20 protein-coding genes are annotated in these 25,232 nt (G+C 32.5%); 11 read left to right on the forward strand and 9 right to left on the reverse strand.

Annotation, left to right across the window (positions count from 1 at the left end):
- Window positions 1-84 precede the first annotated feature (84 nt).
- The 5 genes from FT986_RS06690 to FT986_RS06710 form a co-directional block, all read right to left on the reverse strand.
- Window positions 85-1,134, reverse strand: a complete 1,050-nt coding sequence (locus FT986_RS06690; protein ID WP_147864421.1) for an NAD(P)-dependent alcohol dehydrogenase — start codon at window positions 1,132-1,134, stop codon at window positions 85-87.
- An 11-nt stretch (window positions 1,135-1,145) separates the two neighbouring features.
- Window positions 1,146-2,246, reverse strand: a complete 1,101-nt coding sequence (locus FT986_RS06695) for an alkene reductase (protein WP_147864422.1) — start codon at window positions 2,244-2,246, stop codon at window positions 1,146-1,148.
- Window positions 2,247-2,927 (reverse strand): type 1 glutamine amidotransferase domain-containing protein, encoded by a 681-nt coding sequence (locus FT986_RS06700; RefSeq protein ID WP_147864423.1) that lies wholly within the window; start codon window positions 2,925-2,927, stop codon window positions 2,247-2,249.
- 88 nt (window positions 2,928-3,015) lie between these two features.
- Window positions 3,016-3,585 carry a Crp/Fnr family transcriptional regulator gene (locus FT986_RS06705; RefSeq protein WP_147864424.1) on the reverse strand — a complete coding sequence of 190 codons (570 nt, stop codon included), beginning with the start codon at window positions 3,583-3,585 and terminating at the stop codon, window positions 3,016-3,018.
- The gene (locus FT986_RS06710) at window positions 3,586-4,857 is read right to left on the reverse strand and encodes an MFS transporter (protein WP_147864425.1); all 1,272 of its coding nucleotides are present in this window, start codon (window positions 4,855-4,857) and stop codon (window positions 3,586-3,588) included.
- A 149-nt stretch (window positions 4,858-5,006) separates the two neighbouring features.
- Here FT986_RS06710 and FT986_RS06715 point away from each other — a divergent pair, with 149 nt between their 5' ends.
- Both FT986_RS06715 and recQ read left to right on the forward strand, forming a co-directional pair.
- Complete coding sequence (locus tag FT986_RS06715) at window positions 5,007-5,291, forward strand: hypothetical protein (RefSeq protein WP_147864426.1); 285 nt, start codon at window positions 5,007-5,009, stop codon at window positions 5,289-5,291.
- 105 nt (window positions 5,292-5,396) lie between these two features.
- Window positions 5,397-7,523 (forward strand): DNA helicase RecQ, encoded by a 2,127-nt coding sequence (gene recQ, locus FT986_RS06720; RefSeq protein ID WP_147864427.1) that lies wholly within the window; start codon window positions 5,397-5,399, stop codon window positions 7,521-7,523.
- 52 nt (window positions 7,524-7,575) lie between these two features.
- On the opposite strand, the gene FT986_RS06725 is transcribed toward recQ, so the two are convergent.
- Complete coding sequence (locus FT986_RS06725; RefSeq protein WP_147864428.1) at window positions 7,576-8,691, reverse strand: DEAD/DEAH box helicase; 1,116 nt, start codon at window positions 8,689-8,691, stop codon at window positions 7,576-7,578.
- Window positions 8,692-8,811: 120 nt separating this feature from the next.
- Here FT986_RS06725 and pelF point away from each other — a divergent pair, with 120 nt between their 5' ends.
- The 8 genes from pelF (at window position 8,812) to hpf (ending at window position 19,562) form a co-directional block, all read left to right on the forward strand.
- On the forward strand, window positions 8,812-10,302 hold the full coding sequence (gene pelF, locus FT986_RS06730; protein ID WP_147864429.1) for a GT4 family glycosyltransferase PelF: 1,491 nt from the start codon (window positions 8,812-8,814) through the stop codon (window positions 10,300-10,302).
- The gene (gene pelG / locus FT986_RS06735; RefSeq protein WP_147864430.1) at window positions 10,299-11,909 is read left to right on the forward strand and encodes an exopolysaccharide Pel transporter PelG; all 1,611 of its coding nucleotides are present in this window, start codon (window positions 10,299-10,301) and stop codon (window positions 11,907-11,909) included. Before pelF ends, pelG begins: the two co-directional genes overlap by 4 nt.
- Window positions 11,896-12,711, forward strand: a complete 816-nt coding sequence (locus FT986_RS06740; protein WP_147864431.1) for an endo alpha-1,4 polygalactosaminidase — start codon at window positions 11,896-11,898, stop codon at window positions 12,709-12,711. Before pelG ends, FT986_RS06740 begins: the two co-directional genes overlap by 14 nt.
- A gap of 4 nt (window positions 12,712-12,715) precedes the next feature.
- Window positions 12,716-14,686, forward strand: coding sequence for a hypothetical protein (locus tag FT986_RS06745; protein ID WP_147864432.1), 1,971 nt, complete (start codon window positions 12,716-12,718; stop codon window positions 14,684-14,686).
- 5 nt (window positions 14,687-14,691) lie between these two features.
- Entirely contained in the window at window positions 14,692-17,778 is a 3,087-nt protein-coding gene (locus tag FT986_RS06750; protein ID WP_147864433.1) for a DUF2194 domain-containing protein, read from the forward strand.
- Between the two features lie 20 nt (window positions 17,779-17,798).
- Window positions 17,799-18,680 (forward strand): hypothetical protein, encoded by an 882-nt coding sequence (locus FT986_RS06755; RefSeq protein WP_147864434.1) that lies wholly within the window; start codon window positions 17,799-17,801, stop codon window positions 18,678-18,680.
- A gap of 76 nt (window positions 18,681-18,756) precedes the next feature.
- Window positions 18,757-19,161: an arsenate reductase family protein gene (locus tag FT986_RS06760; RefSeq protein ID WP_146240736.1), complete on the forward strand. Its 405-nt coding sequence runs from the start codon at window positions 18,757-18,759 to the stop codon at window positions 19,159-19,161.
- A gap of 98 nt (window positions 19,162-19,259) precedes the next feature.
- Window positions 19,260-19,562 (forward strand): ribosome hibernation-promoting factor, HPF/YfiA family, encoded by a 303-nt coding sequence (gene hpf / locus FT986_RS06765; RefSeq protein WP_111540205.1) that lies wholly within the window; start codon window positions 19,260-19,262, stop codon window positions 19,560-19,562.
- 358 nt (window positions 19,563-19,920) lie between these two features.
- Here the strand turns inward: hpf and FT986_RS06770 are convergent, their stop codons facing one another.
- The 3 genes from FT986_RS06770 to FT986_RS06780 all read right to left on the reverse strand — a co-directional run bounded on the left by FT986_RS06770 (window position 19,921) and on the right by FT986_RS06780 (window position 23,223).
- Window positions 19,921-20,616, reverse strand: coding sequence for an OmpA family protein (locus FT986_RS06770; protein WP_147864435.1), 696 nt, complete (start codon window positions 20,614-20,616; stop codon window positions 19,921-19,923).
- A 15-nt stretch (window positions 20,617-20,631) separates the two neighbouring features.
- Window positions 20,632-21,120: a lipocalin family protein gene (locus FT986_RS06775; protein WP_147864436.1), complete on the reverse strand. Its 489-nt coding sequence runs from the start codon at window positions 21,118-21,120 to the stop codon at window positions 20,632-20,634.
- A 111-nt stretch (window positions 21,121-21,231) separates the two neighbouring features.
- Complete coding sequence (locus FT986_RS06780; protein WP_370451144.1) at window positions 21,232-23,223, reverse strand: thiamine pyrophosphate-dependent enzyme; 1,992 nt, start codon at window positions 23,221-23,223, stop codon at window positions 21,232-21,234.
- 217 nt (window positions 23,224-23,440) lie between these two features.
- Between FT986_RS06780 and FT986_RS06785 the strand changes: the two genes are divergently transcribed.
- Window positions 23,441-25,138 carry a T9SS type A sorting domain-containing protein gene (locus tag FT986_RS06785; RefSeq protein ID WP_147864437.1) on the forward strand — a complete coding sequence of 566 codons (1,698 nt, stop codon included), beginning with the start codon at window positions 23,441-23,443 and terminating at the stop codon, window positions 25,136-25,138.
- Window positions 25,139-25,232: the final 94 nt, after the last annotated feature.

Genomic DNA, 25,232 nt, shown 5'->3' on the forward strand with positions numbered 1-25,232 from the left:
TAGAAGTAAAAAAGAGACTGTCTATAAAGTATACACCTTATCAACAGCCTCTCTTTATTTTGAAATATTAAGAATGAAATATACTTAGTTTCTCAAGGATTCCATATCAATAACAAAACGATATTTTACATCAGAATTTACTACACGCTCGTAAGCATCATTTATATTCTGCATATCAATCACTTCTACATCACTTACTACATTGTGTTCCCCACAAAAGTCTAACATTTCTTGGGTTTCTTTAATCCCCCCAATTAAAGATCCGGCTACACGTTTTCTACCCATAATCAAACTTCCACCGTGCATAGGTTCTAAAGGCTCTATTGCCCCTACCATGACCATTGTGGCATCAATTTTTAATAAGGCTAAGTAAGGATTAATATCATGTTTTACAGGAACTGTATTTAAAAGAAAATCAAAAGAATTAGCATGCTTTTTCATAGCCTCTTCATCTTTAGAAATAAGTACTTCATCTGCACCCAATCTCTTCGCATCTTCTGCTTTCTTTGGGGAAGTAGTGATCATAACCACTTTAGCTCCCATAGCGTGTGCTAATTTAATTCCCATATGTCCTAATCCGCCAAGGCCAATTACTCCAACTTTATCTCCTTCTTGTACATTCCAATGACGTAATGGTGAATAGGTAGTAATACCAGCACACAATAGTGGTGCAACTGCTTTTTCATCTAAATTTTTTGGAATAGAGAGGACAAAATGTTCTTCTACCACAATCATCTCTGAGTATCCCCCAAAGGTATGACCTCCTAAATGTTTATCTTTTCCATTATAGGTTCCCACCATTCCGCTTTCGCAGAATTGTTCAAGGTCATTTTTACAAGGATCACACTCTCTACAAGAGTCAACCATACAACCTACTCCTACTAAGTCTCCTTCTTTAAAGTTAGAAACTTGGTTTCCTACTTCTACTACTTTACCTATAATTTCGTGGCCGGGAACTACTGGATATTTAGAACCTCCCCAATCATTTCTTACGGTGTGAATATCACTATGACAAACTCCACAATACGTAATTTGTATTTTAACGTCCTTGTCTTTTACTTCTCGACGTTCAATATCTATTTGTTTTAAATCGGCGTCTTTATCTTGTGCACCGTATGCTTTTACCTGACTCATAATTTTATATTTTATGTTCTTGCTTTCGTTTCGTAATCTAAATAACCTTCTTTACCAGGAACGTAAAAAGTATCTTCATCCCATTTGGATAGTTCTACTCCTTTTTCAAAACGCTCTACTAAATCTGGATTGGAAATGTAAGGTTTACCAAAAGCTACTAAATCGGCATCACCATCTTCAATAACTTTATTTCCTTTTTCTTGATCAAACCCTGCATTGATCATTAAAGTTCCTTTATATAAAGGTCTATAATGTTTTGCAATTTCTTCTACGGCATAAGGAACTTCCGATACATCGTTAAAAGGTTCAGATAAGTGTAGATAAGCTAAATCATAGTTATTCAATTTTGATACAATATAATCAAAAGTAGGTATAGTTTCCTCGTCCATTTCCATTCCAAATATACCGTGAAGAGAGGGATTTAAACGTAATCCTATTTTTTGCTCTGGCATTACTTCTTTCATCGCATCGATGACATCAAATAAAAATTTAGCTCTTTTCTCGATACTTCCTCCATATTCATCTTCTCGCGTGTTGGAAGTGGCATTAAAAAATTGGTGAAATAAATATCCGTTAGAAGAATGAATTTCTACCCCATCAAAGCCTGCATCCATCGCATTTTTTCCTGCGTTCGCAAAATCTTTAATAGTTCTTTTAATATCTTCTAAGCTCATTTCCTTAGGTGTTACCGTATCTTTAAAACCATCTGGAGTGTACGATTGCGAGTTGGGATTAATTGCTGAAGCAGATAAGGGCTTTTTACCATTATGAAAATCTGGGTGAGACATTCTACCTACGTGCCAAAGTTGAATAAAAATTCTTCCATTAACTTCGTGTACCATTTGCGTCACCTCTTTCCACCCTTCTACCTGCTCTTTAAAATAAATACCAGGCGTATTTACATAACCTACAGCTTCTTCTGAGACTTGAGACCCTTCAGTAATCAACAACCCAGCAGAGAATCGCTGCTTATAATATTCACCTTGTAAATCTGCCGTAGCTTTTTTTTCTGGATTGGTAGCTCTACTCCGTGTCATGGGAGCCATAGCTATTCTGTTAGGTAGTTTTAATCCGTTAAGGTTATAATCTTGTAATAATGCTTGTTTGTTCATTTAGCTTAAAGTTTTCATAAGTAAATCGGCTACTTTTTCAGAAGATGCAGGGTTTTGACCTGTAATCAACAATCCGTCTTGAACGGCATAAGGTTGCCAATCTTCAATTTTACTATACTCTCCCCCATTTTCAATTAGCATATCTTCTAAAAGGAAAGGAACAACGTTAGTAAGCTGAACCGCATCTTCTTCTTGATTTGTAAACCCAGTTACTTTTTTACCTTTTACTAAGGGTTCACCGTTAGAATTTTTAATGTTTTTTAAAACCGCTGGAGCATGACATACAAAAGACACAGGCTTATCGTGATTGTAAAAACTTTCTATAATTTCTTTAGAATCTTTATCTTCTACTAAGTCCCATAAAACTCCGTGTCCGCCTGGATAAAACAAAGCATCGTAATCTTTTTGGTCTACCTCTGAAAGTTGAAGTGTAGAAGCAAGAGTTTCTTGTGTCTCCTTATCGTTATAAAAACGTTTTGTGCTTTCTGTTTGAGCATCGTCAGATTCACTACTTGGATCTATAGGAGGCTGTCCTCCCTTAGGTGATGATAATGTTACCTCATAACCTGCATCTTTTAACATGTAATATGGAGCTGCAAATTCTTCAATCCAAAAACCAGTTTTATTTCCAGTATCTCCTAATTTATCGTTGCTTGTAAGTACAAATAAAATCTTTTTCATAGTCAATTTTTTTTTAAAACAAATGTAGAAAGAATAACCTGTTTTTGAGGTTGACTTAAGTTAGGTGATAGCGTTAAAAAATGTTAATCTATGCTAATTCTTTACGAATGCGACTTAAACTCTCTGCTTTAATACCCAAATAGTTGGCAATATGATAGTTTGCGAAACGCTTTTCCATAGTGGGATACTGTTTACAAAATTCTACATACCGCTCTTTACCGTTTTTTTGTAAAGAAGATAAAATACGTTGTCTTAAGGAAACAAACGCACCTGTAGTTTTTATTCTAAAAAATCTTTCGAACGAGGGTATGCGTTGGTATAGGGTTTCTAAAGCTTCTTTATGAATAGCTAGAAGTTCACAATCTTCATTTGCCTGTACATATAATTTTGCAGGTTCTTCTTTAAAGAAAGCCTCGAAATCACTAATCCACCAATCTTCTATAGAAAATTGAATGATATGTTGGTTATCATTTTGGTCCAGATAATAAGCGATTAGACTTCCTTTTAAGATATAATATTCGTGTTCAACTTTTTCTCCAGGCCTGATTAGAAGTGTTTTCTTTTTTAAGCTAAGGTGTCGTAAGATGCTAAGAAATTCTTCTTTTTCCTTATCGGAAAGGGATATTATTTTTTCTACATGAGATATTATTTTACTCATTTACATATTGTTTTTGTTATGATCCTCCATCTCTTTTTGTAAATCTAATTTTCTTAATTTTGGAAAGAAAACCCCGGTACTTATCACCGTTATCATAGTCATTGTTCCTCCAAACACCACTGCGGTTACTGTGCCCATAAGTTTTGCGGTTAAGCCACTTTCAAAAGCACCTAACTCATTAGAAGAGCCTATAAACATAGAATTGACTGACGCCACTCTTCCTCGCATATGGTCTGGTGTCTTCAATTGAAGTATGGTTTGGCGAATTACCATAGAAATCCCATCAGTGATACCACTAAAAAATAAAGCCATTACAGAAATCCAGAAAATATTAGACATCCCAAAAGTAACAATACTAGCTCCAAATAAAAATACGGCTAATAAGAGTTTTAATCCTGCATTTTTATTTAAAGGAAAATAAGCCGATGTAAACATAGTGAGTAATGCACCTACCGCTGGAGCTGCCCGTAAAACTCCAAAACCTTCGGGGCCGACTTTTAGGATATCTTGCGCAAAAACGGGTAATAAAGCTACAGCTCCTCCAAAAAGAACTGCGATCATATCTAAGGTTAAAGCCCCTAGAATTACTTTGGTATTAAAAACAAACTTTACTCCCTCCCGAAGACTTTTAAATACATTTTCTCCAATATTAGGATTTAAAATAGGTTTTGTTGAGATTTGAGATAAACCGATTAAGGCCACTAATGAAAATCCAAAAATAAGACACATCGACCAATGAACGCCTATCCAATGTATAGAGAAACCTGCTAATGCCGGACCTAGAACTGCTCCCATTTGCCAAACCGAACTACTCCAAGTAGCTGCGTTGGGGTATACTTTTTTAGGAACAATTAATGAAAATAGAGAAAAGATCGTAGGTCCCATAAAGGCGCGAACAATTCCGCCAAGGAAAACCAATCCGTAAATAGTATATAGTATATAGTTTTGTTCGTAGCCCGAAATGATCTTAGGCCAGGTTAAAATAAATAAGCCTATACTAATGACCGAAAAACCAAGTAGGCACTTGAAAAGTAAATTTTTCTTTTCCTTTTGATCTACAATATGACCTGCAAATAAAGCCAAAGAAACAGCAGGGATAACTTCCATAAGACCAATGATTCCTAATGAAAGCGGATTTTTAGTAATGCTATACACCTCCCATTCTATCACAATAAATTGCATGGACCAAGCAAAAACCATGGCAAATCTTACCAGTAAAAAAATATTAAATTCTTTATAACGCAAAGCTGCGTACGGATCATTTTTGGCCATTTAAATATAAGTAATTGCTTATCAAAATTACGGGTTTTACCTCAAAGATGTCTAGAAATCTTATTAAAGTTCTCTTTAGATTTTGCTGTTAAAGGAAGTTAAAGTCTAAGACGATACATAGAGTTTTCTGTAATTTAAAAATAAAAACTATGAAGACTAAAAATAATAAGCCAGAGGATTACAACAGTGAAATTACACCGCAAGAAAAAGAACGTTTAAATAACGAAAACGTGCATACCGATGGTGGTGACGATGAAATCTTAAGAAATCGCAAAAGAAAGCCAGATTTTGAAGGGAAAGATCTAGATGTTCCTCACTCAGATAAAGCAAAGAAAAACAGAGGAACTACTGGATTAAAAGATGAAGAAAACGATATTTACAGTCAAGGTGGAAACAACAATGATTTGGAAGAAGACCATAGTACAAAAAACTAAATACTTCAATTATAAGGAAAAGCAAAGTGTCTCTTATTAGGAGACGCTTTTTTTATATGTATCCGCTTTGTTTTAGCTAACTTTGCAATCTTATTCTATATTTTTATGATTGCCCAAACCTATAAAGAACAACTCTATTCTACTTTAAAAAAATACTTCGGTTATGACACGTTTAGAAGTCAGCAAGAAGATATTATTACACATGTTTTAAATAAGGAAGATGTTCTGGTTATTATGCCTACGGGTGGTGGTAAATCTATTTGCTATCAACTTCCCTCTTTGCTATTAGAAGGTACTACATTGGTTATTTCCCCTTTAATCGCCTTGATGAAAGATCAAGTAGATGGTTTAAAAGCAAATGGGATCGCTGCAGCCTATTTTAATAGCAGTCAGAGTAGTGAGGAACAACAAGACATTATCAAGCAAGTGTATGAGCGACAATTAAAACTCTTATATGTAGCTCCCGAGAGTCTTTCCGCTTTGAGCGACATTTTAAAACCTATTTATTTTAACTGTATCGCTATAGATGAAGCGCACTGTATATCTTCTTGGGGTCACGATTTTAGACCTTCCTACCAACAATTAGGATTTTTAAAGAAAACTTTTCCAGAAACTCCTATTATTGCACTTACCGCTACTGCGGATAAAGCTACGCGGCAAGACATTGTAGAACAGCTAAACATTCCGCATGCCCAACAATTTATCAGTTCTTTTGATCGAAAAAATATAGAAATTGAAGTGCGACCAGCGACTAATCGAGTGGCACAAATACTTCAATTTGTAGAAAAAAGAGAAGGAGAATCGGGAATTATCTATTGCTTAAGCCGAAAAGGAACCGAAACTTTAGCAGAAAAACTCCAAAATAAAGGTATTGAAGCTACCGCCTATCATGCAGGTTTAAATTTTGAGCAACGATCTAAGGTTCAAGAAGATTTTATTTTTGATAAAACTAAAGTGGTTTGTGCTACTGTTGCTTTTGGAATGGGAATCGATAAATCTAACGTTAGGTATGTGATTCATTACAATATGCCTAAAAATTTGGAAGGCTACTATCAAGAAATAGGAAGAGCTGGAAGAGACGGACTTCCCTCCCACGCTTTACTTTTTCATACGTATGCAGACGTAATTCAGCTAAGGCGTTTTACCGAAGGTGCAAGTAATGAAGAATTACAAAATGCCAAATTAGACAGGATGACACAATTTTCTGAAGCTACCGATTGCAGAAGAAAAATACTATTGGGTTATTTTGGAGAATTATTAGCTGAAAACTGCGGAAATTGCGACGTATGTAAAAACCCTCCAGAATTTTTTAACGGGACGGTGATCGCACAAAAACTACTTTCTAGCATTGCTCGACTTAAAGAAGCGGCTCCAGCAGGAATTGTGATCGATGTATTGCGTGGAGCACAAAACCAAGTCATCTTAGAGAAGAATTACCAACAACTAAAAACTTATGGCATTGGGAGTGATATTTCTTGGAGAGACTGGCAACATTATTTAACTCAGTTAATCAATCAAGGATATTGTGAGATTGCTTTTCATCTTCATAATAGTTTACAACTCACGGCTTTTTCTAAAAAAGTATTATTTGAAAAAGAGAAGGTATTTTTAACTAAACCACAAAGTCTTAAAGAGCAAAAAGAAAAGCAACAAAAAGCGGCTAAAGAGACCACTAAGTCTAAGCCCGATAGTCTTTTTGAACGTTTGAGAAAATTGCGATATCAAATTTCTTTAGAAGAGAACATACCCGCTTACTTAGTGTTTAATGATGCTACCTTAAAAGAAATTGAAAGAGAACGTCCCCTAAGTGAGAGCGAATTTGTGAAAATTAGTGGTGTAGGTCAGCGTAAACTAGAAGTTTACGGAGACGAATTTATTGCTGTAGTAAAAGAATATCTTAAATCTAAACCTAAGAAGAAAAAGAAAAAAGGAGATACTTACCTTAAAACCCTTAAGCTTTTACAAGAAAAAAAATCTATAGCAGTAATTTCTAAAGAAAGAAATTTAAGCGAAACTACCATTTACTCTCACTTAGCAAAATTATATGCCGAAGGGAAAGACATCCCAATTTATAATTATGTGACTCAAGAAGTGGTTCAAAAAATTAAAAAAGCTAAAACGGAATTAAAATCACCCGAGGGTCTAAAACCTTACTTTGAGTATTTTGAAGAGCAAGTCCCATACCATAGTATTCGTTTAGCTCTGGCGGTAATAGAAAAATCAGGAGACTAAAAATAATTTCCTGATTTTTATACGTTTAAAATGCATTACTTCAATAAGAGAATTACCTCTTTTCAACGAAATTAATATCTAATTTTTTTGAAATTTCTTTCATCAATTCTATTTCATGAGGAAGAACTAAGGCGATAGAAAAACCTGTTTTTCCTGCTCTTGCCGTTCTACCACTTCTATGTGTATAATACTCTAATTGATCTGGTAATTGATAATGAGCTACAAAACCTAAATCTTGAACATCGATCCCACGAGCAGAAACATCGGTTGAAACCATAAATTGGATGCTTTCATTCTTAAAGGCACGCATAGCTTTTTCACGCTCTTTTTGCTGCATATTCCCTTCTAGGGCTTCAACAGAAAATCCTTCCTCTTTAAGCAGCTTGGTCACTTGCTGTGCATTAGCTTTGGTACGGGTAAAAATAATCCCGCGTTCTTGTTTTCTAGAATCCAGGAGATTGATAAGAACTGAGTCTTTGGTATCTCTTGAAACTCTTACAAACTGATGAGTAATATTTTCATTAATAATCGACTTTTTATTGGTTTCTACACGCGCTGCTTGAGGAGACATATATTTTTTCACGATCTGCTGAATTCCTTCTGGCATGGTGGCTGAGAATAACCAAGTAGACTTTTGTCTTCCCGTTTGCTTTAAAATTTTATTTAAATCGTCTTTAAAGCCCATACTCAACATTTCATCGGCCTCGTCTAAAATGAGAGTTTTTACGTTGGTTAATTTAATATCTCCACGTTCCATTAGATCTACGAGTCTTCCAGGTGTAGCCACAACAATATGTGTAGGACGTTTTAGATTTCTAATTTGAATGTCTATTTTTTCTCCCCCATAAACCCCTTCCGTAAAGATTTTATTTTCGGAGTATTTCGTAAACTTAAAAAGCTGCTTCTTTATTTGGAGCACCAACTCTCGTGTAGGAGATAATATTAGCGCTTGTATTTGTGGTTTTTCGGTATCAATTTTTTGTAAGATAGGTAAACCATAAGCTGCGGTTTTACCTGTACCCGTTTGTGCTAAACCAATAAAATCGGTTTCACTGTTTAATAATAAAGGAATTGCTTCCTCTTGAATTGGAGTTGGGTTAATGATATTTAGCTCTTTTAAGCCTTTAACTAAGTTACTATCTACTCCTAATTCTAAAAATGTATTCATTTCTCTTTTTTTTGCAAAGTTAAACGAAATGTTTGCACCAACACCGTTAATAATTAAAATCTCAAAACTATTGGTTTACGTTAAGTATTATATCTTTACTCTTTCTAACTATTTTCATTTATGAAGAAAAACAAAGTGATGCTTATTGCTGAAGGTACTTTTCCGTTTAACGGAGGTGGTGTTTCTACTTGGTGCCAAACGCTTTGTAATGAAATTAAAAATGCTGATTTTTACTTATATTCAGTCAACGCGGTGTTTGAAAGTAAACCCAAGTATGAATTAAGTCCGAATATAAAAGATATTATACAAGTTCCGTTATGGACGCCAGATGAACCTTATGATTATATAAGTTATGGCGATGAGTATTATAAAACGGTAGGAAGAAAAGAATGGACTTCTGATGAGGTGGTAACAGAACGTTTTATTCCTTATTTTGAAGCGTTGTTAGAAGTTATATATAGCGAAGAGCAAGATATGCTGCTTTTAGATAATTTGTTTTATGAGCTTTGGTTATATTTTGAAGATTATGACTTTAAGAAAACGATGCAAAGTAAACCTACTTGGGATACTTATGTAAAGATTTTATCTGAAGCTATTGTTGAAGAACGAAACTCCAATGCGACTCTATTTGATTTGAGTATTGGCCTTCGTTGGATTTATAGATTTCTAATTCCGTTGGCTATAGTCGATGTTCCTAAAGTAGATATTTGTCATTTAACCATTAGCGGTTTTGCTATTATTCCTGCTTTAATTGCCCATTATAAGCATCGTTCTAAAATTATGGTGACAGAGCATGGCGTTTTTATAAGAGAGCGCTTGTTGGCTATCAATCAATCGGGTTATCCTTATTTTTTAAAGAATTTACTGATTAAATTTTCTGAAACCATTGCTCGACTGGCTTACCATAAATCTGAAGTTATAGCTTCGGTAAATAAATTCAATCAAAAATGGGAAAAACTTTACGGAGCAGATGAAAACAAACTTAAAGTGATCTATAATGCTGTAGACAAAGATGTTTTTAAACCTTTAGATCTTCCTGAGAAAAAAAATCAGCCTCCCACGGTAGTAGCTTTAGCAAGAGTGTTTGACCTCAAAGACATTCACACAATGATTAGATCTTGCGCTGTAGTGGTAAAAGAAATCCCGAAAGTACAGTTTCTCGTTTATGGAGATGATAAAGCGGTACCAGAATATACAAGTTCTTGTAAAAGTTTGATCAAAGATTTAGATTTAGAGAATAACTTTAAGTTTATGGGACCTAAAAGCAATCCGCATTTAATATTTCCTGAAGGAGATATTTCTATTTTAACTTCTATTTCTGAAGGTTTTCCATACACGGTTATAGAATCTATGAGTTGTGGGATACCTGTTGTAGCTACAGATGTGGGTGGTGTGAGTGAAGCTTTAAATGAAGAAACAGGAATTATTTGTAAACCCAAAAACTATCAACAAATTGGGGAAGCTGTTATTAAGTTATTAAAAGATGAGAACTTAAGAGGTTCTATGGGATTAAAATGTAGAGATAGAGTTTTGGAACATTTTACCTTAGAAAATCTAATAGACGAATATGAACTTATTTATGATCAATTAGGCTCTAGAGAAAGAATATGAGTAATCCAAGTCTAAATTTAGAAGATTTAATTCACCAAATTAAAGACCTTAACGGAAAACCCGTTAATAAGTTTGCAGTCGCCGCAACAATAGAATCGCTGGGGATTAGAGATGTCGATGTAAAAGAAGATTATGGCTACTCTTCTATTTTAGATTTAGCTATTTACATTTTTGAGCTTCTGGACTCCCCTGCTTATGCCAATCTAAAAAACAGTAAACAAAAGCAATTAGAACAAAAAGACGAGGAAATAATTAGAGTTTCTAGCTACATCACTGTAAGGAACAAGTTATTTATTAAAGATTATAGCACTGGACTTATTCATTTATTCCCAGTTTTTTTTCAAATATTTACCATTATCGTTTTTGGTTTTTCTCTATGGACTTATGACGGTTTTAATGGACTACAATCTACAGCGGTAGTATTGGGAGTTATTTTAGGTTTAATAACAACTGGAGGTTTTGTACAAGTAATAGGGAAACAGGTTTCCTTTTACTGGTATAATAGTGATTTTCATATGACCAAATATGCCGTATTAGGAATTATTAAAATGGGACTCAAATCTATTCTCTTCCTCTTTATAATCGCCTTAATCTTCAACTTTTTTATTCATTTATATCCTTTTTTATTCCTTTTAATAGTATTTGTATATGCTTTTTTTATAGGAGCTTTACTGTTATTTATTGCACCATTATACACGATTAAGCAACGCTGGATGATTAGTGTCTCAATTCTTTCGGGTTCTACTACTAGTTTATTATTATATTTTTTTACACTATTACATGTTTATTTTATCCATTGGATAGGAATTTTAGTCTCTATAACTATAGCCATTGTTTACCTTAATTACTTCTTTAAAAAGACTATAGAAAATAAAGAAGCTTATACGAATGAGAAGCCGAAAATTATGTTGGCGATTTACCGCAATTTTGATTATTTCTTTTACGGTATTCTCTTGTATCTATTTGTTTTTTTAGATAGAATTATAGCTTGGTCTTCTACTCTAAACACCAATTTACCGTATATTATTTATTACGAAAAAGATTATGAAATTGGTATGGATTTGGCCATTTTGGTATTCTTCTTGCTAGCTGGCGTATTGGAATATAGTATTGTATCCTTCAATCGGTTTATGGAGTATTATCAACGAAAGTTGAAGTATCAAGAAATCGAAAAGTTTAATTCTAAATTATATAAACTCTATAAAAATCAGTTAAAAACATTTTTTATCAGCAGTATCATTATAGCTACTTTTTTATATTTAATAATTACTCAACCTTGGGGCTATAAAGCAGGATTTGATGAGCAATTGTCTGCATTGAGTCTCAAAGTGTGTGTAATAGGAGGTTTTGGATATTTATTTCTCACCTTAGGAATGTTGAATGTATTATATTTATATACTTTAAATCAGCATCAAAAACCTCTTATTTCGCTTATAGTAGCATTTGTCATTAACTTGGTCGTAGGAGCTTTATTAAGTCGAATTTTCTCTTATGAATATAGTGTTATAGGCATGATGGTTGGCTCATTTGTTTTTATGGTGTTAACCTTTAGAACCACTAAGAAATTTTTTAAGAATTTAGATTACTATTATTATGCAGCATATTAAAATCATATTCATACTTATGGCTTTTTGGAGTTTTCCTAAATTGAGTAACGCTCAAACCAATGATCAACAAAAAGTACTATTTTGTTATGGCGATTTTTATCCCGAACAAATAAAAGGTTACACTTATGTCATTGTAGAATCTTTACATTTCTCACGAGAAGATATCCATATTTTAAAACAAAATAACACTTATGTATTTGCTTACATTAGTTTAGGAGAAGTAAATAAAGATGGGATTCTTTATAATAAAATTGAACCCTATGTTTTAGAGAAAAATGAAATCTGGAACAGTTACGTTATCGATATTGAAAACAAAGAAACTTATGCAGCTTTAAAGAAAGAATTTATTTACAATTTAGAAGTACAAGGGTATGATGGCATGTTTTTAGACAATATTGATAATTACACTATTTACGGTCCAACTCCTGAAAAAAAAGAGAGTCTTATTCATTTCCTAAAGGAAATAAAAGAGTTATATCCCAGTAAAAAACTCATGCAAAATGCGGGGTTACTTATTACGGAAGAAACCAACCCTTATATAGATTTTATAGCCATTGAATCTATTGCTACCAATTACGATTTTGATAAAAATAATTATAGACTTAGAAAGGAAAAGGAATTTAGGGAAATGCTAAGTGAACTGAAAAGTATTCATAAGAAATATGATATCCCTGTCATTTTAATAGAATATGCGATTACTAAACCTTTATTTAAAAAGGTAGCTAAACGAGTAAAACCAACAGGCTGGCCTTATTTTATTGGTAATATAGATTTACAAGATATACCCAAAACATTAGATTAATGGCATGCTATATTTAGAATCTGTATTTATTGGTGCACTGAGAATCATTGGTTTTTGCATCATTATATTTGTGATAAAAACAATTGTTTCTGCAAAAAAGCAATCTCAATTTGGGTTTGATTATTTAATCCCAAGGCTGGTTACTTTTTTGAGTGTAATTATTATTACAGGTTTTCTTCTTACTCAGTTAAATGCTTACGATTCATTTATCCTACTCGCCATTATTTGGGGTTTTATGCTTCTTATTTTTTTAAATTTGAATAGAAAAAGCCCTTTAAGAACCCAGTTAAAAATAATAAAGACCAGATCTCTAATTTATATTGTAAAAGCAATTGAAAATAAGCAACCTCTCATTAGCTTTAAAAAAATTAAGGAGAAACGAGCGGCTTTACAAACTGCTAAAAACCCCAAGCAAAAATTAAGTATTACTCATATTTATTGGCAAATGGGTATAGGATTTCTTATGGCAATTTTAGGTTTTTTCTCTCGGCTATACTTTTATAGATTTGACCGGTATGCATTATCAGACATTTGGTATAAAGACTTATCTAGAATGAAAGAGCTTTCTGAGCAAGTATGGTTTTTTCATTCTGGTTCCATGACAGGAGAATTTTTATTAATTAATCTTTACGGAACTCTTACAGGACTTAGTGATAGTATTGCTTTAGAATCTTTTGGACTTATAGAAGTAGCAATTCTAGCTTTAGTTATTTTTTGGTTTTGCTATAGATCTTTTAATAGGTCTTTCTTTCCTGCTTTAAGTTCAAGTCTATTTTTTATATTTTTTTATATGTTTCTGCCTATTAATATAGATTTATCTACTATGCATAAATCTGTGTTTTTAGCTTTAATAATCGGTTTACCCGCTATCCTGTTTATTCATTCTCCTAAAATACTGAAAGGAAAAATATCGACATATTTTAGATGGATGATTTATATTTTTACAGCTACTTTCTTAATAAATCTCTTTGTTGCGATCTATGTATTATTCCCAATAGTTTTATTAAGCTTTTTGTTAAGGTATAAAGATGTATACATTCGAAAATCATTTTATGCCTATTCTATTTCAACCGTTTTTATATTTTTAATGCATTATGTGGCAAGTTTAGTATTGGGGCAAGATTTTCTCAATTTTATAGCTTCTAATATTTATGCTTACAATACTTACACTTACACTCCGCAATTAGCAGTTCCTATAAACGAATTATTGTTAGTTTATGGATATCTCGCCTGTAGTTTAACTGCATTAGTTTTACCTTTTGCTGTAAAAAACATTAAAAAATGGAGTTTTATATTGGTATTATTGATTCAATTGGATTTATTACTCTTAGCCGCAATATATAAAGTAGATTTTATTGATTTAGATTTGTTAAATCAAGCATTAACAGTTTTTATTCCTGTTATGGTTGGTATTTCTTTATACTTGCTTGGTATGTTTACTAAAGCTATTATTAAGCCTAAAAGAGAATTTATCGCTGTAAAGTTATTGCTAAGTTTATCGATAAGTGGTTTGGTCCTTTTCTATTTATATGACGATACTATTGCGAAAATCCCTTTTAGAAAAGAAGTTAAAAATGAACAAGTTTTAGCCGCTTATGATAAGATTGAAAATAATCTTTTGCCCTATTCCTATGGAGTGGTAAACGATGAGCAAACTAAAGTAATTAGTATGGGGAATCATTTTTTTCTTCCCTATAATTACTTTTTTTCAGAATATTTAAACCAAGATCTAGAATATTTTAAAAACAAAGAAGATCTCATTTATCTAAGAAACAATCCTGGCATTATACCTCCTAAGAGTATTTTGGTATTTGATTATAAAGATCGAGAAAACAGCATTCAAATAGAAAAAGCTTTACAAACTTTAAAACAAAGAGGGAGAAATATTCGTATATTTTATAAAAACAGTTTAGTAAGCGTTTATGAAATCATAAATGAACCTAAACAGTCTCACGTAAGAGAGTTACTTTTTTAATACATATGAAGCAATTTTATATAGCTTACAAATTTATTTTTCTTCTTGCACTTTCTTTTTTAGTTAGTTGCCAAGCAGACCAGGATGATCAAGATTTCTCACCAGATCTAGAGTCTATTAATAGCCCTTTGGTCGCATTTGTAAAAAATAGCTCCTCTAAGAAAAACTTACTTTCAAGTAAGCAATTTTCAAAAACTTTAGAATATGCTAAAATTCCACATAGATTTATTACGGGTAATGAATATAATTCAGCAGAAAAGATACCCGCACAACTAAGAGTTCTTGTTTTTTTTGGCACAGAATTTTTTTCTGAACAAGCCATAAAGAAAACCATTGCTTTTATAGAAAATGGAGGAACAGTGGTATTTGCTACTTTAGATGACTCAAAGCTTTTAAAATACCTTAGCGGAATAAAAAAAGAGGGAGAATTAACCTATAATACATCTGCTCTAGGATATCATTTTAAAACTGATTTTTTACCTAATTTAAAAGGAAAAAAGACTAATAATAAACAAACTCACGTTGGTTTTACAAGAGAAAGTTTTAAAGATAACATTTCTGTTCTCGTAACCGCATTTAATGATGATAATTATCCTGTCATTGTTGAGAATAAACTAAATACTGGGAATGTTATTCTTTTTAATAAATATGGAGAACTAGAAAAGCAAGATCGCGGTTTACTTTTTGCAGCTATTCTTAGCGGACTAGAAAACATTGCCTATCCCATTGCTAATGTAGCCACCATTGCTTTAGACGATTTCCCTGCTCCACTCTATCCTATTTTGAGTGAACCTATAAAATCTGAAATGGGAATTACTCAAAAACAATATTATAATAAAATATGGTGGCCAGATATGCTTGCTTTGGCAGATAAATATAAATTAGATTACTCTGCTTATGTTTGCTTTGATTACCGTAACAAAACTGAACCTCCTTTTTTGTTTTCGGAATGGGAGTTGTCCTATTCCGAAAAAAATGGAATCAAAAAATATACTTCAGATATTTTAATGGAGTCGTTTAAAAGTAACCGTCACGAACTTGCTTTGCATGGTTATAATCATCAATCTCTGGTAAAAACTGACTGGCCTAACCAAAAATATATGGAGTTAGGTTTAAAAACTGCTAAAAAACGATGGAAAGGAAGTAGGTATGGTAAATTGCCTGTCACTTATGTACCACCCTCAAACACAATAGACAGTATTGGTTTTCAGGCGTTACAAGAAGCTTTTAAGTCTATAAAGTACAATTGTAGTCTTTACTTAGGAAATTTTAAAGACGGAGGTGATAGAGAGTTTGCTGTAGAACCTTATAACGATCATTTCTATAATTTTCCTAGAATTTCTAGCGGTTATGTAATGGATGGGGACGAACAATTTAATGCGCAATCTCTTTTTTTATATACAGGAATATGGAATCACTTTATTCATCCAGATGATGTGTACCAAATTAAAAGTGAAGACGGTATAGCTGCTGCCGGAAATTATGAATATAGAAATAAAGAAAACTACGGATGGAAAATTTCTAAAGACGGCTCTCCCGGTTTACTTCCTAGATTCGAAAATTATTTAAAAGAAATTCAAGGTGTCTTTCCACTTTTAGATTTTGTCACTGTTCACCAAGGAGCGATGAATACTCAAAATTGGCAAAAACAATCTTATAATAGAGAAATTTGTAAAGATTTTCATTTGGTAAGCAATGTAGAAACTTTAGAAAACGATCAATATTGGTTTAATTATGTAAAAAAGAAAAATACTGCCAAAACAGAACATTTTCTCAAAAATAATAACCTGCAGTTTTCTAAGACTCCATTTTTAGAAGGATTTCTATTTCAAATTAAAACGTCTAATGCTCAGTTAAAACTTCCGCCAAGGCAATTAAAAAGGAGTAAAAAATTAAAGCTTTATAAAGAATATTTAGCATTTAAAAGTAAAAATCTCTTCAGTCAAGAAAATAGCTATAATACTTTAACCGAAAAATATTTGGCTGAAGGAAATGTACCCTTAGCTATTTATCATCTTAAGCAAACACTAAAGGCTAAAAAAGCCTCTAAAAAAGAGTTATTAGATTTATATACCTATTTAGGGTGGCAAGGTAAAAGCCCTGAAATATGGGAGACTTTACATATACAATTACAAAATTTTGGTCCCAGTAAAGAGTTAATAAACGTTAGTATTTCTATAAGTGAAAAAGAGGCTTTTCCCAATAAGGAGGTAGCAAAAGTATGGCTTCAGCTTCAGCTAAATAAATACCCTACAAATACCCTTTTGCAACTCACTTATTTGGCAAATTTTGGCGTTTATTACCAGGATCAACCAATCTCAATTTTAAGTATAACCAATTTATTAAAAGATAGTTCGAAGCACAATAAGACCAAAAATTTATTAGATGAACTTTCTTATAATTATCCTTCGGCATTTTTAGACCTTATAAAAGATCTTTCTCCTTGTGCTAAAAATTATTCATTCTTAGCAGAAAATATCACTTGGCTTTACGCCGATAATGAAGAATATTCAAAGGCCGTGGCTTGGTCTAAATGCACTACAATTAATCAAGAAAATATTGAAAATTGGCGTATACAAACGGGAGAATTTGATTTCTTAAAAGAAACCAATTATCCTAAATATGTAGAATATTTACTTTATAACAAACCTAGACAAGCACTGCGAGAGCTTATTAATAATAAGCCTTGTACTTTACAGCTATCCTCTTCGCTTCAACAAGATATAGCTTACTCTTTCGCGGAAACAGGGACTCATAGAAAAGCTTTAGAGTGGTCTCATTGTGTAGAGGATTTTTATGTAATTGATCAACTTATTTGGTATCAAGAATTAGGGAATATTGAAGCTATAGAATTAGTGATAAAATCTATGGAAGACACTAATCCAGATAAAACAAAAGCAAATGTTATGCTTATAGATTATTATTTAGGAGAAGGAGATATAGTAAACGCTTGGAAATGGGTCAATGATTTACCAAACTCACCTACAAAATTAAAGTACCAAGATCTTTTAAATAAAGATGTAATATATGCTTCCAGTAAAAATCAAAAATATCTTTTAAAGAATTATCCCAATTTATTCAACCCCAAGTAGCAAAAAAAATAAAGAGGGAAGTGATTAAAAATGAAAATGATTTTATAGAAACTACATCGGTTCTTGTAGCCGACAGGTTAGAACCCACCACATTGGGTAATAAAGTAGTTTATGGGTTTAGAGATAGAAGTTTAAACACTCATAAAGTTGGGGTAACTCAGTTCAATGCTTATCATCTAAAAACTAATCATCCAGAAGATATTAATCATTATTTATACGGAGCAGAATATTCTTTTAAAAGAAAGGAAAGAGAAAGTAAAATAAATTATAGTGGTAGCTTAGGAGCGCAAATAGATCAAAAAAATGACGTTTTTGTCATGGCCTCTGCAAATGTAAGCTATGCTAAAGATAGTTTATACAGTTCGGCTCAATTATTAGTACAGCCTGCTATTACCGGACCAGCTTATAGTTTAAATATTTATCAGACTCAATTAAATATTTATGAAGAACTCACACTTAAGAAAAATTATACCGGGATTGCTAACTTAGAAACCAATTATTACAGTGACGGAGTTTTAGATGCAACACTTACGGGAAAATTTAGTAAAAGCTTTTTATGGCAAAAAGATCATAGCTTTACACCCTATTCAGAAATTTCGGGTACGTTAGGAAACACCAACAGAGAAGATGGATATCCTTATTGGAGTACTAAAGAACGTTTATTTGGAGGATTGGGATTAACTTACACTTTAAAAAATGAAACAACAGGCATTGAATTGAATTTGGATGCTAGCGCTTTTATAGATACTTACTCAGATAGTTTTCAGCGCTACATTGGTAATTTAAAACTTCCTGTTACTTCTAGATTTTCTATTAACGCTAATGCGGAATTTTATACGTTAGAAAATTTCTACTCTAATAACTTTAATTTAGGTTTAAAATATTATTTAGGTAAAAATTAAATCTTAATGGTATTATAAATGTTTAGGAAAGATACAAGATTTCTACGTTATTGTAGATAAAACACAAAATATGGATATGAGCATACTAGCCAAAAGTGAAAGACAATTACTCGTTTTATTCCATTCTGATAGTGAATTGGGTAAACAATGTAGAGCACAAGCCGAAGCTTCAGATGCAAAGGCTTTAACGATAGATTTAAAAGAGACTAAAATCACAGGAACCGAGTGGGCAGAAATTGCAGAAATGCTTGGTAAAAATGTTTTTGATTTAATACAGCAAGACCATCCTACTTTCAAAAATAAGTATGGCGATACTAAAGTGAGTTTAGAAGATCACGATGCAATGAAGGTTTTAGAAAATCATCCAGAGACGCTTGTTTATCCAATTGCAATTAGAGGAGAAAAAGCTTTACAAGCTAGCAAAACAGCCGACATATCTAAGCTATTTAAGCCAGATACTGGAGAAATCGAAAAGAAATAGTATCTCTCGTTTATTACCAAATTTTTACTAAAAGACTATTAAATAGTTAGGAAAAATGTCATTATAGATGTATCTTAGAGGTAACAAAAAACTTAACTATGGATATAAATTTTAATTATGTACACGTAAAAGCGAGTACACGCTTAGAAGAAGTTGTAACAGAAAAAATCAATAAATTAAAAACCAGATTTGATTTTTTAGTTGGTGCCGAAGTTTACTTTAAAACTGAAAATTCATCATCAACAGATGAAGGTAGAATTTGTGAAATTAAACTAAGTTTACCAGGTCCTTTAGTATTTGCCTCTGCAAATGAAGAGAATTTTGATATGGCAATTAGTAAATGTACAAATGAGATAAAAACTCAGCTTCAAAAGAGAAAAGAGAAAATGCAAACGCATTAGTTGTAACGCATATTTAATTAAGAAAAGGTCTTGTAGTAATTACAAGACCTTTTTTATGGATTCAACTTTGCTTTAGTTCTACTGTATATTAAATTGAGATCTCCTAACTTTAAGAGTATCAATTTTATTCATTATTTAGTCTTATATTGTTCTAAGACTTTATACCTTTTAAGATCAACCAATCAAAGATTTGGAAACATAAGAACTATAACGTAAATAAGATTCAATCAAAAATTTGGATTTAACTGTCTGAGCAATATTTTAAAGGAGTTCACTTAGTTTAAATAAAGCAATTAGACACAAAAAACCCACTTATGTAATGAGTGGGTTTTAATGATAAAGTATAATTTATATCCTACTAGTTCCCTGACTGTTGTTTTGCTTCTTCTTTAAGTTCTTCATTAGCAACAATAGCTAATTCAACTCTTCTGTTTTTTGCTCTTCCGTCAACCGTATTGTTATCATATTTTGGCTGAGTTTCTCCGTACCATTTGGTAGTAAATCTTCCAGAAGAAAGACCGCTTGAGGTTAAGTAATTAGTTACAGATTGTGCTCTTTTCTTAGATAGAGTAAGGTTGTATTCTTCACTTCCTGTATTATCTGTATGTCCTTCAACTAATACGTTTGTATTAGGATATTCTTTAAAAATTCCGATAAGGGTATTTAAAGTTTCTTGAGATTTTGCATTTACACCAGATTTATTGGTATCAAAGTAAACACCACTATTTTCATCAAATGTTACACTAATTCCCTCTCCTACTCTAGTCACTTCTGCACCAGGAATTTCGTTTTCAATTTCTTGCGCTTGCTTATCCATTCTATTACCAATGTAAGCTCCTGCAGCACCACCAACGACACCACCAATAATGGCACCCAAAGCAGTATTATTTCCATCACCTACATTATTACCTATTACACCGCCAATTACAGCTCCTCCACCAGCACCAATGGCACCACCTTTTTGAGTATTATTAGCATTTTTTATAGCGTCACATCCAGTTAATAAAAAGGCAACCGCGACAACTAGAGCTAGAGATTTATTTGCGTATTTCATAATTTTTATTGAGATTTATTGGTTAATGCTTTTAATAAATTCCATTCTAATTAAGAATGGCTTTCCTTCATAAGAAACAGTTTGTTCCCAAGTCATGTTGTTTTCGCTTAGACTTGCTAATTTTAGTCGGTAACCTGTGTCTACTTTTCTTGCGTTTTCCCCTTCTTTTACCACTTTAAGTGTAAAGTTATAAAGACCAGTTGTTTGATCTATTTCTTGTACCGACCATACAAATTCTCTCATAGTTGTATCGCAACCAGAACCGCTTTGCATATAGCTACCTTGGTTATTATTAGATACAAAATTCCAACTAGAATTGGTAAAACATTTAGAAGAAGCGTCTTGGAATAAAGTAACATCTACAAATCCAGAACTATTTGGATAAGTAATATTCGTTAACGTCCAATCTCCTTTAAAGGTTCTTTCTGCTTGTCTTTCAATTTTAGTAGTACCACAAGAAACTGCAACGATAGCTACTAAAAGCAATAAAACTGTTTTTTTCATAATTAATATTTGGTTGTTATGAGTTCAAAAATAATTATGAACTTCAGTTTAAAATTTAGAATTAAGAAAAATTAACGAAAACTTGTTAAAAAACACCTAAAGAGTGAGGGACTAATAAACTATTAGTTTTTCTAATTCTGTTTCAAATTCTGCTTTAGCGAGATATTGATCTTCTAAATTTTTTGAAAAAGGAATTGGGGTCTCTAAACTCCCTACTCTTTTTACAGGAGCATCAAGATATTCAAAACACTCTTCTGATATCATCGCCGAAATATCTGAAGCAATCCCTCCAAATAAACTGTCTTCTTGAAGAATAATCACTTTTCCTGTTTTCTTTACGGAATTAAATATAGCTTCTTTATCTAGAGGTTGTAAGCTTCTTAAATCTAATAAATCTGCGTGAATATGAGAGTTTTTATTTAAAACCTCAATCGCCCAATGTACGCCCGCTCCGTAAGTAATAATACTTATTTTATCTCCTTTCCTAAGCTGTGCCGCTTTACCAAAAGGTAAACTGTAGTAATCTACAGGTACTTCTTGACGAATACTTCTATATAAGGCTTTATGTTCAAAGAAAAGTACAGGGTTAGGATCTTCAATCGCAGTAGCCATCAAACCCTTAGCATCGTATGGAAAAGCAGGATAAACAACTTTTAATCCTGGAGTTTTGGTAAACCAAGCTTCATTGGTTTGACTATGGAATGGTCCGGCTCCTACTCCGGCACCACATGGCATTCTTAAGACAACGTCGGCGTTTTGATTCCAGCGGTAATGTACTTTCGCTAAGTAATTCACAATAGGATTAAAACCTGAAGAAACGAAATCACTAAACTGTAATTCTACGACAGATTTAACTCCGTTAATAGACAATCCCATGGCAGTACTTACAATCCCAGATTCACATATAGGAGTGTTTTTTATGCGTTCACGACCAAATTCCTCCAAAAAGCCTTCGGTGATTTTGAAAACCCCTCCATAATCTGCTACATCTTGTCCCATGAGAATTAGATTTTCATGGCGTTGCATAGATTGTTTTAAACCTTGAGAAATAGCATCAATAAATCGAACTTCTTCTTTTTGTGATGTTTTAGGGAGCGTAGGCGTAAAATTAAAGTGTTGGTAAACATCTTTAATCTCATTCTCTACAGTAGAAGAAATTACCTCTTCATCATCAGCCATCTTAAGGTGTGCACTAATTTCTGCCCTTATTAAGTCTTCTTGGTGTGTTATTTTTTCTTCCGTTAAGATTCCTTCTGACAATAAATACTTTTTAAAATTTTCTATAGGATCTTTCTTTTCCCAAAAATCCATCAATTCTTGCGGAACATATTTAGTACCACTTGCTTCTTCATGCCCTCGCATTCTAAATGTTTTAAACTCAATTAAAACAGGTCGAGGGTTTTCTCGCATGCTTTCTGCAATCTCATTAACTTTAGTGTATACTTCAATGATATTATTACCATCAATAATATGAGATTCAATTCCGTATCCTGCGCCTCTATCTGCAAGATTTTCACATCTATATTGTTCTGCTGTAGGAGTTGATAGTCCGTATCCATTATTTTCTATACAAAATAACACAGGTAAATCCCATACAGATGCAATGTTTAAAGCTTCGTGAAAATCACCTTCGCTTGTCCCTCCCTCACCTGTAAAAACGGCAGTTATTTTTTTTTCTTTACGGAATTGATGCGCTAAAGCGATACCATCGGCTACACCTAATTGCGGACCCAAATGCGAAATCATTCCTATAATTTTATACTCTTGAGTACCAAAATGAAAACTGCGATCACGGCCTTTAGTAAACCCAGATTTTTTTCCTTGCCATTGAGAGAACAAGCGATGAAGCGGAACTTCTTTAGTTGTAAAAACTCCTAAATTGCGATGCATGGGAAGTACATATTCATCAGGGAACAAACAACTGGTTACTCCTACCGATATAGCTTCTTGACCAATCCCACTAAACCATTTAGAAATACGCCCTTGACGAAGTAAAATGAGCATTTTTTCTTCAATAAGCCTAGGTTTTAGCATTTTAAAGAAAAGTTGAGTAAGTTGATTAGAATCTAAGGTATTGGAAGGATAACTTATTTCGGGAAGCATAGTATATAATTACATTTTAGTTAATCAAATTTAAAAAGAAATAATTCATAGAGGCATATTTTTTTTCAATTATAATTTATTTATTAAACAAGCTTAAACATCTAAATAAAACAGGTGATATAGTACTCAAAATCATACAATGCTGAGATTCAATTAATACTTTATGTTAATTAAATATATTTTTTTTAAATTAGAAGGAATTTAAAACCAATCTATTATGAAAAATCTTTACTTAGTTTTCTTTCTAATTTTTATTGGATATTCGGGTTACTCCCAATATCAAATCGACTTTGATAGTTTCACTACAGGCGATGTTAGTAGTCAATCTACCTATTTAGAATTATGGCCCGATCCTACTGCTAGTCCTACCGATCCGCAGGTGACCACAGCATATTCATTTTCTACACCACATTCTATGAATGTAAGAGAGCTTTCTGGTGGTATTGAAGATGATATCTTATTTAATTTAGGAAATAAAGATTCTGGTATTTGGGTAGTCAAATGGATGATGTATGTTCCTACAGGAAAAGTAGGATATTGGAATATACAAGAAAATGCAAGTATTAATCCTATCGTTCAGCATAATAATGAAATTTTTGTAGGTAGCACAGCATCTGGAGGTACTGCCAATGTGATAACCTATACAGAATCTAGTACTACCTCTACTTATACGGTTTCCTATCCAAGTGATAGCTGGTTTGAAGTAATTACTACTATAGATTTTAGTACTACAGAAATATCTATTGAAATAGATGGAAACTCATTAATTACTAATCATACATATCCCGGACTTCAATTAGGTGCTATCGATTTTTATTCAGTAGATTTAAATACTAGCTTTTTTATAGATGATTTTAAGTTGTATGAAGGTTGCTATATTCCTGGCAATCTTACGTTGGATAATACAACTGATGTCTCTGCTGATTTTTCTTGGAACGTGGTTTCTACAGAAACTGGGGGCTATAATTATTTAGTAATGCAACCTGGTGACGATCCCAATATGGACACTCCAATTGATAGCGGTACAACCTTAGCAGGGGCATCAACATTACAAATTACAGGATTATCTCCTTTAACTAGCTATGATTTTTACTTACAAAGTAATTGTGATAATGCTGAAATAAGTGATTGGACAAATATGATTAATTTTACGACTTCTGCCTCTTGTTCAACACCTACAGTTACGACTTATCCTTATTTAGAAAATTTTGAAAATGATAGTCAATCGCTAGGATGTTGGTCCCAAGTGAACGAAATAGGAAGCGCTGATTGGACTTATTCTGAAGGTTCAACTTCAGGAAGTATAAATTCAGCTGTTAGTGGCGTTCAAAATATTGTTTTTGTAAGTCAATCTAGTGTTGGAGATCCTATAACCAAATACATTAGTCCTGTATTTGACTTGTCTAGCCTAACAAATCCTATTCTAAAGTTCTATTTTGCACAAGAGGATTATTTTGGAGATTATAATACTTTAAAAGTGTATTATAGAATAAGTGATCAAGATAGTTGGGTAGAATTAGAACATTATGATCAAAGTGAAGATATTTGGACACAAGTAGAATTACCACTTCCTAACCCTACGAGCACTTATCAAATAGCTTTTGAAGGAATTAATAATTTTGGAAGGCCTAATGTGATTGATGATGTAGAAATTGATGAAAAATTATCTACCTATTCTTCCACTATTGAAGGTTTTAGTTATTATCCAAATCCAACTAAAAATACAGTTAATTTTATTGCAAATACCAATATTCAAGAGCTTAAGGTTTTTGATGTTCTGGGAAAAGAAGTATATAATGTAACACCCCACCAAACAGATTTTGAAATGAACTTATCTAACTTAAATAGTGGTGTGTATTTTATAAAAGCAACTATTAATAATCAAACTAAATCTTTTAAAATCATTAAAGAATAATCTTTTTTCTTCTTTATATTCAAAAGCCTGTTTAAATACAGGCTTTTTTTATGTTATAGTAGGGTAATTATAAAAGAATGAAAGAATTTAATTA

Source organism: Mesonia sp. K4-1 (assembly GCF_008017825.1).
Classification (GTDB): domain Bacteria; phylum Bacteroidota; class Bacteroidia; order Flavobacteriales; family Flavobacteriaceae; genus Mesonia.